Below are 10,740 nucleotides of genomic sequence, written 5' to 3'. Positions count from 1 at the left end.
GCGGCCCTAGCCGAACTGACCGACGACTGGCTGACCGGCCTGTTCGACGCCGGCGCCGATGGACTGCGCGGCATCTCGCTCGTCGCCGTCGGTGGCTACGGCCGCGGCGAACTCTCCCCACGCAGCGACCTCGACCTGCTGCTCCTGCACGACGGCAGCGCCGACCCGGGCGCGGTGGCCTCCCTGGCCGACCGCATCTGGTACCCCATCTGGGACCTCGGCCTCGCCCTCGACCACTCCGTCCGTACGCCCGCCGAGGCACGCAAGACCTCGGGCGAGGACCTCAAGGTGCAGCTGGGGCTGTTGGACGCCCGGCACATCGCGGGCGACCTCGGCCTCACCGCGGGCCTGCGTACGGCCGTCCTCGCCGACTGGCGCAACCAGGCGCCGAAACGTCTCCCCGAACTCCAGGAACTGTGCGCCGAACGCGCCGAGCGCCAGGGCGAGTTGCAGTACCTCCTCGAACCCGACCTCAAGGAGGCGCGCGGCGGCCTGCGGGACGCCACCGCGCTGCGCGCCGTCGCCGCCTCCTGGCTCGCCGACGCCCCGCGCGAGGGACTCTCCGACGCCCGCAAGCGGCTGCTGGACGTCCGCGACGCACTGCACCTCGCCACCGGCCGCGCCACCGACCGCCTCTCCCTCCAGGAGCAGGACCAGGTCGCCGCGGAACTCGGCCTGCTGGACGCCGACACCCTGCTCCGCCAGGTGTACGAGGCCGCCCGCGTCGTCTCGTACGCCAGTGATGTCACCTGGCGCGAGGTGGGGCGCGTGCTGCGGTCGCGCGCTGTACGTCCGCGTCTGCGCGCCATGCTGGGCGGCGGCAAGCCGACCCCCGAGCGTTCCCCGCTGGCCGAGGGCGTCGTCGAGCAGGACGGCGAGGTCGTCCTCGCCCGCGCCGCCCGCCCCGAGCGCGACCCCGTGCTGCCGCTGCGCGCCGCCGCGGCGGCCGCCCAGGCGGGTCTGCCGCTCTCGCTGCACGCGGTACGCCGCATGGCCGCCGCGGTCCGCCCGCTGCCCACGCCCTGGCCCGCCGAGGCCCGCGAACAGCTCGTCACTCTGCTCGGCTCGGGCCCCTCGACCATCGAGGTCTGGGAGGCCCTGGAGGCGGAGGGCCTGATCACCCGGCTGCTGCCCGACTGGGAGCGCGTCCGCTGCCGCCCGCAGCGCAACGCCGTGCACATCTGGACCGTCGACCGCCACCTGATCGAGACGGCGGTACGCGCCTCCGAGTTCACCCGCCGCGTACACCGCCCCGACCTCCTCCTCGTCTCCGCCCTGCTGCACGACATCGGCAAGGGCTGGCCCGGCGACCACTCCGTGGCCGGCGAGATCATCGCCCGGGACGTGGCGGCCCGGATCGGCTTCGACCGCGCGGACGTGGCGGTGCTCGCCACACTCGTACGCCATCACCTGCTGCTCGTCGAGACGGCGACCAGGCGCGACCTGGAGGACCCGGCGACCGTGCGCTCGGTCGCCGAGGCGATCGGCTCGCAGGGCACGCTGGAACTGCTGCACGCGCTCACCGAGGCGGACGCGCTGGCCACCGGGCCCGCCGCCTGGTCCTCATGGCGCGGATCCCTCGTCGCCGACCTGGTGAAGCGGGTCTCCGCCGCGCTCGCCGGGGACGACCCCGAGGAGCCCGAGGCCGCGGCGACCACCGCCGAACAGGAGCGGCTCGCCATCGAGGCGTTCCGCACCGGCGGTCCCGTGCTCGCGCTGCGGGCGCAGACCGAGCCGCCCAGCGAGGAGCCCTCCGGCGACCCGGAACCGCTCGGCGTGGAACTGCTCATCGCGGTGCCGGACCAGAAGGGCGTACTGCCCGCGGTGGCGGGTGTCCTCGCCATGCACCGGCTCACCGTGCGGACGGCGGAGCTCCGGGCCCTGGACCTGCCCGACAGCGTCCAGGGCACCGTCCTGCTCCTCGACTGGCGGGTGGCCGCCGAATACGGATCGCTGCCGCAGGCCGCCCGCTTGCGCGCCGATCTCGTACGGGCCCTCGACGGCTCCCTCGACATCGCCGCGAAGCTTGCCGAGCGGGACGCCGCCTACCCGCGCAGGCGGGGCATCGTGGCGCCGCCGGCCCGTGTGACCGTGGCCTCCGCCGGATCCAGGCTCGCCACCGTCATCGAGGTGCGCGCCCACGACGCCCCCGGGCTGCTGCACCGGATCGGGCGCGCGCTGGAGGAGGCGAACGTAGGGGTGCGCAGCGCACACGTCTCCACGCTGGGCGCGAACGCGGTGGACGCCTTCTACGTGACGGGTCCGGACGCGGCGCCGTTGCCGGGGGAGCAGGCGGCTTCGGTGGCTCGTTCACTGGAGGACACGTTGCGCGAGTGAGCTCCGCTCGGGTCGTTTCTTTGTCTGCGGGTCGGCTGTGGCTGGTCGCTCCCCCACTCTCGGATTCGCTCGAGCCACTCTCGGCTCCGATCGAGCGGGGGACCCCATCGCGGCGGAGCCGCACGTTGTAAGAGCCCCGCGCCCCTTGCGCGACGCCCGACTTCGCCGATCTCGACTGGAACCCCGCGACGGGGTGGAGACCCTTTCTGGCGCGGCCAGATACCCTGGAGGGCGGACCTGCCCCCCTGCCCCCGACTTGAGGATTCGCGACCGCCGTGTTCGACACTCTCTCCGATCGCCTCGCAGCGACATTCAAGAACCTTCGCGGCAAGGGGCGCCTGTCCGAGGCGGACATCGACGCCACCGCGCGCGAAATCCGTATCGCCCTGCTGGAAGCGGATGTCGCGCTGCCGGTCGTACGGGCCTTCATCAAACAGGTCAAGGAGAGGGCCCTCGGGGTCGAGGTATCGCAGGCGCTGAACCCCGCGCAGCAGGTCATCAAGATCGTCAACGAGGAGCTCATCGGCATCCTCGGCGGCGAGACCCGGCGGCTGCGCTTCGCGAAGCAGCCGCCGACCGTGATCATGCTCGCGGGTCTGCAGGGTGCCGGTAAGACCACGCTCGCCGGAAAGCTCGGCAAGTGGCTCCAGGGCCAGGGACACGCCCCGCTGCTGGTCGCCTGCGACCTCCAGCGCCCGAACGCGGTGAACCAGCTGAGCGTCGTCGCCGAGCGCGCCGGCGTCGGCATCTACGCACCGCAGCCGGGCAACGGCGTCGGCGACCCGGTCCAGGTCGCCAAGGACTCCATCGAGTACGCCAAGCAGAAGCTGCACGACGTCGTCATCGTCGACACCGCGGGCCGCCTCGGTATCGACCAGGAGCTGATGCAGCAGGCGGCGGACATCCGTGACGCGGTCTCGCCGGACGAGATCCTCTTCGTCGTCGACGCGATGGTCGGTCAGGACGCGGTCAACACCGCCGAGGCCTTCCGCGACGGCGTCGGCTTCGACGGCGTGGTCCTCTCGAAGCTCGACGGCGACGCACGCGGTGGTGCGGCGCTGTCCATCGCGCACGTCACCGGCCGCCAGGTCATGTTCGCCTCGAACGGCGAGAAGCTGGACGACTTCGACGCGTTCCACCCGGACCGCATGGCGTCCCGCATCCTCGGCATGGGCGACATGCTCACGCTGATCGAGAAGGCCGAGCAGACCTTCTCGCAGCAAGAGGCCGAGAAGATGGCCGAGAAGCTGGCCTCCAAGAAGGGCCAGGACTTCACGCTCGACGACTTCCTGGCCCAGATGGAGCAGGTCAGGAAGATGGGCTCCATCTCCAAGCTGCTCGGCATGCTCCCCGGCATGGGCCAGATCAAGGACCAGATCAACAACCTCGACGAGCGCGACGTCGACCGCACGGCCGCGATCATCAAGTCGATGACCCCGGCCGAGCGCCAGGAGCCGACGATCATCAACGGCTCGCGGCGTGCCCGTATCGCCAAGGGTTCCGGTGTCGAGGTCAGCGCGGTCAAGGGGCTCGTCGAGCGGTTCTTCGAGGCCCGCAAGATGATGTCCCGCATGGCTCAGGGCGGCGGGATGCCGGGTATGCCCGGGATGCCGGGCACGGGGGGCGGCGCCGGCCGGACGAAGAAGCAGCCCAAGAAGGCCAAGGGCAAGCAGCGTTCCGGCAACCCGATGAAGCGCAAGCAGCAGGAGGAGGAGGCCGCCGCGCGCCGCGAGGCCGCGGGGCAGGCCGGCGGCGCCTTCGGCCTGCCGGGCGGCCAGCAGCCGCAGGACTTCGAGCTGCCGGACGAGTTCAAGAAGTTCATGGGCTGACGGTTCGTCCCGTACGTTCCTTTCGCGCGGTTCCTTTCGCGCGTGCCTTTCATACGTCGCTGGGGGCGCCCTTCGTTCGAAGGGCGCCCCCAGCGACGTATGAACAAACGCCGGACGGGCTGGAGGTGTCGGCCCGGGCCGCGAAAATTTCAGCCCCTCCGGCGTTTGAGGAGCGGGGTCTGGGGCGGAGCCCCAGAAGGATGGGACGGGTAGGGGCGGCGGGGGCGAAGAACCCCCTGCTACCCCCCTGCCTCAACCCGTACGCGCGATCAGATACCGGAAAACGTTCGGCATCCACACCGTCCCGTCCCGCCGCCGATGCGGATGCAGGGCCTCGCGAAGCTCCTTGTCGACCTGGGCCTGGTCCGTGGCCGCGACGGCGGGGTCGAAGAGACCCGTGGAGAGCAGACCACGCACGGCGTTGTCGACGTCGGCGTACCCGAAGGGACAGGCGACCCGCCCGGACCCGTCGGGCCGGAGACCGGCACGCTGGGCGACCTCCTCCAGGTCGTCCCGGAGGGCGGGTCGCCAACTACCCGTACTGCGCAGCGGATCCGCCAGCTTGGCGCCAACCCGCAGAACGGAGGACGTGGCACACCGCTCCGGCGGCCCCCAGCCGACGAGCACCACGGGAACGCCGCGCCCGACGAGCGGAGTAGCCGCCGCCAGCGACTCACCCAGCCCTTCGGAGTCCCCGGCGACACATCCGATCGGCTCGAAGGCGGTCACCAGGTTGTACCCGGCCGCCCCGGCGTCCCCGGCGTCCGCCGGGCCTCCGTCCACCAGCCGCGTACCGGCACGCGCACGCGTGCCCCACGCCTCCGGCAGTAAACGCTCCCGCGCGAGAGCCAGTCGCTCCGGCGCGCGGGCATCGACACCGGTGACCGCGGCGCCGCGCGACGCAGCCATCAGCAGAGCGAGACCGGACCCGCACTCGAGGCCCAGCAGCCGGGTGGAAGAGCCCACTTCTAGTCGCTCGTAGACGGCCTCGTAGAGCGGCACGAGCATCCGCTCCTGAATCTCGGCCCAGTCACGCGCGCGTGCCCACGGATCCACCCGGGGCGCCGCCCCCGTGTGAGGTAGGTGATGCCGCACGAGCGTAGGTGTCATCGAAAGCGCCCCAATCAGCCGAGAGTTGCTTCTGTGCCCCGTTTCTCCGCCCCCGTACAGTGCGCTCGCACTCCCCCCGTATGCCAGGAAACTCCGCGCTCGTCGTGGCGTCCAGGGGTTATGGGGCCCGGCTTGTGCGCTACGGGCGTACGCCGCGAGATTTCACATTCCGGCAACCTGGGCCCGTACCATCGCGCCATGGCAAAAGCACCCGTTCTCACCCCCCGGGCGGTCGATTTCCCGCGCTGGTACCAGGACCTCGTCAACAAGGCCGAGCTGGCCGACAACGGTCCGGTGCGCGGCACCATGGTGATCCGGCCGTACGGATACGGTCTGTGGGAGCGGATGCAGCAGGAGATGGACGCCCGCATCAAGGAGGCGGGCGCCCAGAACGCGTACTTCCCGCTCTTCATCCCGCAGTCGTACCTGACGAAGGAGGCCGACCACGTCGAGGGGTTCGCGCCGGAGCTCGCGGTCGTCACGCACGGCGGAGGCAAGGAGCTGGAGGAGCCGGTCGTCGTCCGCCCCACCTCCGAGACGATCATCAACGACTACTTCTCCAAGTGGGTGCAGAGCTACCGCGACCTGCCGCTGCTGATCAACCAGTGGGCGAACGTGGTCCGTTGGGAGATGCGCCCGCGCGTGTTCCTCCGTACGACGGAATTCCTGTGGCAGGAGGGGCACACGGCCCACGCCACGTACGAGGACGCCCGGGACTACGCCGCGCACATCCACGAGAAGGTGTACGCGGACTTCATGGTCAACGTCCTCGGGATCGATGTCGTGCTGGGGCGCAAGACACCGAGCGAGCGGTTCGCCGGTGCCATCAACACCCTCACGCTGGAAGCCATGATGGGCGACGGCAAGGCCCTCCAGATGGGCACCAGCCACGAGTTGGGCCAGAACTTCGCGAAGGCCTTCAACACCCAGTACCTGTCCAAGGACGGCAGGCAGGAACTCGTCTGGCAGACCTCCTGGGGGTCGTCGACCCGCATGGTGGGTGGCCTGATCATGTCGCACGGCGATGACAACGGGTTGCGGGTGCCGCCGCGCCTCGCCCCCGTACAGGCCGTCGTCCTCGCCATCAAGGGCGACGATGCGGTTCTGGCCAAGGTCCGCGAGCTCGGCGATCAGCTGAAGGCGGCGGGCGTACGGGTCCAGGTCGACGATCGTACGGACACCCCGTTCGGCCGCCGCGCCGTCGACTGGGAGCTCAAGGGCGTCCCCGTACGCATCGAGGTCGGCCCCCGTGACCTGGAGAACGGCACCGCGATGCTGGCCCGCCGCATCCCTGGTGGCAAGGAGCCGGTGGCGATCGACTCACTCGTGCGACTGCTGCCCACTGTCCTCGAAGAGGACCAGGCGCTGCTTCTGACCCAGTCACGCGCGCGGCGGGAGTCCCGGACGTCGGAGGTGTCGACGATCGAGGAGGCCGTCGAGGCCGCCGTCGCCGGCGGCTGGGCGCGCATCCCGTGGGCCGCCCTCGGCGAAGAGGGCGAGGCCAAGCTCGCGGCGCACGCGGTGACCGTACGGTGTCTGGTTGCCGAGGACGGGTCGGTGCCCGCGACCGACGACGCACCCGGTAACGTCGCCGTCGTGGCCCGCGCCTACTGAGCCCCGGCGTTCCGGCGCGAGAAGGACCGAAACGCCTCTTGCGCATCTGACGGCCACAGGTGACGCGGCGTGCGGACACCGTCTACGTGCCGGGGCGTACGCGTCACTACGTACCGGCTAGGTGCGAACTGTGAGGCTTCTCCGCAGATCAGCGCACCCGCCCTCGTCAGGACGCATCAGCGGCAACTGACGGGTACGTGCAAATTATTTGGGATGCCCCGGAATAGGAACACAGAGGCACCCAGGCTCGTTGTCATTACGTGAGCACGACACCACCTGTTCTCGCCGCAGAGCTGGCAGGGGCGTGGGCCGACATTCAGCGGCACCACCCCGAGCTGCCCGATCTTGCCGCGCCAGAGTCCCTGATCGGAGAATCGTCGTCCGCCTGCGGGCACGAGCTCTCCTTCGAACGACTGCTTCACGAGGCAGTCCACGGCATCGCCGCCGCCCGAGGAGTCCGCGACACCTCCCGCGCCGGCCGGTACCACAACCGCAGATTCCTCGCGATCGCCGAGGAGCTGGGCCTTGACCACCCCGAGGAGCCGCACCCCAGCAGCGGCTTCTCGTTGGTCACGCTCAACCCCGAGGCGAAGCGGCGCTACCGCCCGACGATCGAGCGACTGCAGCGCGCCCTCAAGGCGCACACGGTCGCGACCGCCGCGGACACCGCTCGCAGCTTCCGGGGCCCGGCCGCACGGCACGGCTCCTCCGGAGGAGGCGTGCGCGTGAAGGCCGTCTGCGACTGCGGGCGCAATGTCCGCGTCGTTCCTTCGGTCCTCGCCCAGGCGCCGATCGTGTGCGGAGGGTGCGGGAAGCCGTTCCGTATCCCGGAGGTGGTCGGCGCGGCAGCGGGCTGAGCGGACAGCAGCCGTAGCGGCGGGCCGTCGTGCCGCCGGGGTGGTGCAGGAGGGCGCAGTGGCATCTCGTGGGTGCCGGGTTGCGCAACGGCCCCACCTCGACGGCGACACCCGCGCCGGGCGACGGCGACACCCGCACCGGGCCCGACTGTGCCGCGGGCCGACCGAGCGCTGCCCGGGTCGAGGCGCCCGTCAGGGTGTGGCAGAATGGCCAGCTGTACTCGACAGCCGCACAGGACCCCTCTCTCCTCCGGCTGACGCGTCCATCGGGCACTCGGGTACCGCAACCCCACGCGGCAACTTCGCCGTGCCCAACCACGTCAAGACCAGGAGACACCACTTCCGTGGCAGTCAAGATCAAGCTGAAGCGTCTGGGCAAGATCCGTTCGCCTCACTACCGCATCGTCGTCGCCGACTCCCGTACCCGCCGTGACGGCCGGGCCATCGAGGAGATCGGTCTGTACCACCCGGTGCAGAACCCCTCGCGCATCGAGGTCGACTCCGAGCGTGCGCAGTACTGGCTGGGTGTCGGCGCGCAGCCGACCGAGCCGGTTCTCGCCATTCTCAAGCTGACCGGCGACTGGCAGAAGTACAAGGGCGAGCCCGCCCCGGCTCCGCTGCTCGTGGCCGAGCCGAAGGCCACGCGCCCGGTGTTCGACGCCCTGGGCGGCGAGGACGAGGGCAAGGGTGAGGCCATCACCCAGAAGAAGAAGACTGAGAAGAAGGACGAGGCCCCCGCCGAGTCCGCGTCGACCGAGGCCTGAGCATGCTCGAGGAGGCTCTCGAGCACCTCGTGAAGGGCATCGTCGACAACCCGGACGATGTGCAGGTCGCCTCGCGCAACCTGCGCCGCGGGCGCGTTCTCGAGGTCCGGGTGCACCCCGACGACCTCGGTAAGGTGATCGGCCGCAATGGTCGCACCGCACGCGCTCTGCGCACCGTCGTGGGCGCCATCGGCGGTCGCGGCGTTCGCGTCGACCTGGTCGACGTGGATCACGTCCGCTGACGTAAACGCAACACCGGCTCGGGCCGGGGAGGGCCATTGGGCCGTCCCCGGCCCGTAGTCGTACGACAGGAGAGCGAGCAAGTGCAGCTGGTAGTCGCGCGGGTGGGCCGCGCCCATGGCATCAAGGGCGAGGTCACCGTCGAGGTACGCACCGACGAGCCGGAGCTGCGGCTCGCGCCCGGCGCCGTCCTGGCCACGGACCCCGCCTCGGCCGGTCCGCTGACCATCGAGACGGGGCGGGTGCACAGCGGCCGCCTCCTGCTGCGCTTCGAGGGCGTACGGGACCGCAACGCCGCCGAGGCACTGCGCAACACCCTGCTGATCGCCGAGGTCGACCCGGACGAGGTGCCCGAGGACCCGGACGAGTACTACGACCACCAGCTCATGGACCTGGACGTCGTCACCAAGGGCGGTGACGAGGTCGGACGGATCACCGAGATCTCGCACCTGCCCTCGCAGGACCTCTTCGTGGTGGAGCGGGCCGACGGCAGCGAGGTGCTGATCCCGTTCGTCGAGGAGATCGTCGTCGAGATCGACCTGGAGGAGCAGCGGGCGGTCATCGACCCGCCGCCCGGACTGATCGACGACAGGGCCGAAATCGCGTCTTCCAGGGATGCGGAAAACGCTTCGGACGGCTCGGGGGCCGACGCCTGATGCGGCTCGACGTCGTCACGATCTTCCCCGAGTACCTGGAACCCCTGAACGTCTCCCTGGTCGGCAAGGCACGCGCGCGTGGACAGCTGAATGTGCACGTGCATGATCTGCGGGAGTGGGCCTACGACCGGCACAACACGGTCGACGACACCCCCTACGGCGGCGGCCCCGGCATGGTCATGAAGACCGATCCCTGGGGCGACGCCCTGGACTCCGTACTGGCGGACGGCTACGAGACCGGATCCCACGGACCCGTCCTGGTCGTCCCCACACCCAGCGGGCGCCCCTTCACCCAGGAACTCGCCGTCGAGCTCTCCGAGCGGCCCTGGCTGGTCTTCGCGCCCGCCCGCTACGAAGGCATCGACCGCCGTGTCATCGACGAGTACGCGACCCGCATGCCCGTCTACGAGGTGTCCATCGGGGACTACGTGCTGGCCGGCGGCGAGGCGGCCGTACTGGTCGTCACGGAGGCCGTGGCCCGGCTGCTGCCCGGGGTCCTCGGCAACGCCGAGTCGCACCGGGACGACTCCTTCGCGCCGGGAGCCATGGCCAACCTCCTGGAGGGGCCCGTGTACACGAAACCGCCCCAGTGGCGCGGCCGCGAGATCCCGGACGTGCTGCTCAGCGGCCACCACGGGAAGATCGCCCGCTGGCGCCGGGACGAGGCTCTGAAGCGCACGACCGCCAACCGGCCGGACCTCATCGAGCGCTGCGACCCCGCCGCCTTCGACAAGAAGGACCGCGAAATGCTCTCCATCCTCGGCTGGGAGCCCGGGCCCGACGGCCGATTTTGGCGCAGACCAGAGGCCGTGGAAGAATAGGCCGCTGCTGTACGTCGTCCGGCGTGCGCCCCTGCCACAGGGGGACACGACGCCCGCCCCGACTCGGACAGCCTCCCTTATGGAACACCTACTTCCGTTGATGACCTGTGGCATCAGCGCAGAAAGCAGACGATCATGTCTCACCTGCTCGACTCCGTCGACGCCGCGTCGCTGCGCAGCGACGTCCCGGCCTTCCGCCCGGGTGACACCGTCAACGTCCACGTCCGCGTCATCGAGGGCAACCGCTCCCGTGTGCAGCAGTTCAAGGGCGTAGTCATCCGTCGCCAGGGCGCCGGTGTCCGTGAGAGCTTCACGGTCCGCAAGGTCTCGTTCTCCGTCGGCGTCGAGCGCACCTTCCCGGTGCACACCCCGATCGTCGAGAAGATCGAGCTCGTCACCCGCGGTGACGTGCGTCGCGCGAAGCTGTACTACCTGCGCGACCTGCGCGGCAAGGCCGCGAAGATCAAGGAGAAGCGCGAGAGCTGAGCTCGCGCCGGGTCCATATGAGGGCC

Annotated in this window: 10 protein-coding genes; 9 read left to right on the top strand and 1 reads right to left on the bottom strand. The window is 70.6% G+C overall.

Annotated features, from left to right (window positions below):
- The coding region (locus GAS53_RS44930; RefSeq protein WP_151483559.1) for a [protein-PII] uridylyltransferase at nucleotides 1-2,337 on the top strand (2,337 nt) is incomplete at its 5' end.
- Nucleotides 2,338-2,612: 275 nt separating this feature from the next.
- On the top strand, nucleotides 2,613-4,166 hold the full coding sequence (gene ffh, locus GAS53_RS44925; RefSeq protein WP_151483558.1) for a signal recognition particle protein: 1,554 nt from the start codon (nucleotides 2,613-2,615) through the stop codon (nucleotides 4,164-4,166).
- Between the two features lie 252 nt (nucleotides 4,167-4,418).
- Here ffh and GAS53_RS44920 read toward each other — a convergent pair whose 3' ends face one another.
- The gene (locus GAS53_RS44920) at nucleotides 4,419-5,276 is read right to left on the bottom strand and encodes a type 1 periplasmic-binding domain-containing protein (protein ID WP_151483557.1); all 858 of its coding nucleotides are present in this window, start codon (nucleotides 5,274-5,276) and stop codon (nucleotides 4,419-4,421) included.
- Nucleotides 5,277-5,474: 198 nt separating this feature from the next.
- Between GAS53_RS44920 and proS the strand changes: the two genes are divergently transcribed.
- The 7 genes from proS (at nucleotide 5,475) to rplS (ending at nucleotide 10,714) form a co-directional block, all read left to right on the top strand.
- Entirely contained in the window at nucleotides 5,475-6,890 is a 1,416-nt protein-coding gene (gene proS / locus GAS53_RS44915) for a proline--tRNA ligase (protein WP_151483556.1), read from the top strand.
- A 260-nt stretch (nucleotides 6,891-7,150) separates the two neighbouring features.
- Nucleotides 7,151-7,747 carry a hypothetical protein gene (locus tag GAS53_RS44910; RefSeq protein WP_107021810.1) on the top strand — a complete coding sequence of 199 codons (597 nt, stop codon included), beginning with the start codon at nucleotides 7,151-7,153 and terminating at the stop codon, nucleotides 7,745-7,747.
- A 344-nt stretch (nucleotides 7,748-8,091) separates the two neighbouring features.
- Nucleotides 8,092-8,511 (top strand): 30S ribosomal protein S16, encoded by a 420-nt coding sequence (gene rpsP / locus GAS53_RS44905; RefSeq protein WP_151483555.1) that lies wholly within the window; start codon nucleotides 8,092-8,094, stop codon nucleotides 8,509-8,511.
- Nucleotides 8,512-8,513: 2 nt separating this feature from the next.
- Complete coding sequence (locus tag GAS53_RS44900) at nucleotides 8,514-8,753, top strand: RNA-binding protein (protein WP_003973401.1); 240 nt, start codon at nucleotides 8,514-8,516, stop codon at nucleotides 8,751-8,753.
- A gap of 81 nt (nucleotides 8,754-8,834) precedes the next feature.
- Complete coding sequence (gene rimM, locus GAS53_RS44895) at nucleotides 8,835-9,407, top strand: ribosome maturation factor RimM (RefSeq protein WP_151483554.1); 573 nt, start codon at nucleotides 8,835-8,837, stop codon at nucleotides 9,405-9,407.
- Nucleotides 9,407-10,228 carry a tRNA (guanosine(37)-N1)-methyltransferase TrmD gene (trmD, locus tag GAS53_RS44890; RefSeq protein WP_151483553.1) on the top strand — a complete coding sequence of 274 codons (822 nt, stop codon included), beginning with the start codon at nucleotides 9,407-9,409 and terminating at the stop codon, nucleotides 10,226-10,228. The genes rimM and trmD overlap by 1 nt, the downstream gene beginning before the upstream one ends.
- A 135-nt stretch (nucleotides 10,229-10,363) precedes the next feature.
- Nucleotides 10,364-10,714, top strand: a complete 351-nt coding sequence (rplS, locus tag GAS53_RS44885) for a 50S ribosomal protein L19 (protein ID WP_151483552.1) — start codon at nucleotides 10,364-10,366, stop codon at nucleotides 10,712-10,714.
- Nucleotides 10,715-10,740: the final 26 nt, after the last annotated feature.

The organism is Streptomyces albicerus, from assembly GCF_008905045.1.
Classification (GTDB): Bacteria; Actinomycetota; Actinomycetes; order Streptomycetales; family Streptomycetaceae; genus Streptomyces; species Streptomyces albicerus.
The sequence above is the reverse complement of the archived record's forward strand: the minus strand, read 5'-3'. Positions and strand labels throughout refer to the sequence as shown.

Bases quoted from the DNA above. Each gene is read 5' to 3' on its own strand.
- GAS53_RS44920 (WP_151483557.1), bottom strand. From the start codon at position 5,276: ATGACACCTACGCTCGTGCGGCATCACCTACCTCACACGGGGGCGGCG.
- proS (WP_151483556.1), top strand. From the start codon at position 5,475: ATGGCAAAAGCACCCGTTCTCACCCCCCGGGCGGTCGATTTCCCGCGC.
- GAS53_RS44900 (WP_003973401.1), top strand. From the start codon at position 8,514: ATGCTCGAGGAGGCTCTCGAGCACCTCGTGAAGGGCATCGTCGACAAC.
- trmD (WP_151483553.1), top strand. From the start codon at position 9,407: ATGCGGCTCGACGTCGTCACGATCTTCCCCGAGTACCTGGAACCCCTG.
- rplS (WP_151483552.1), top strand. From the start codon at position 10,364: ATGTCTCACCTGCTCGACTCCGTCGACGCCGCGTCGCTGCGCAGCGAC.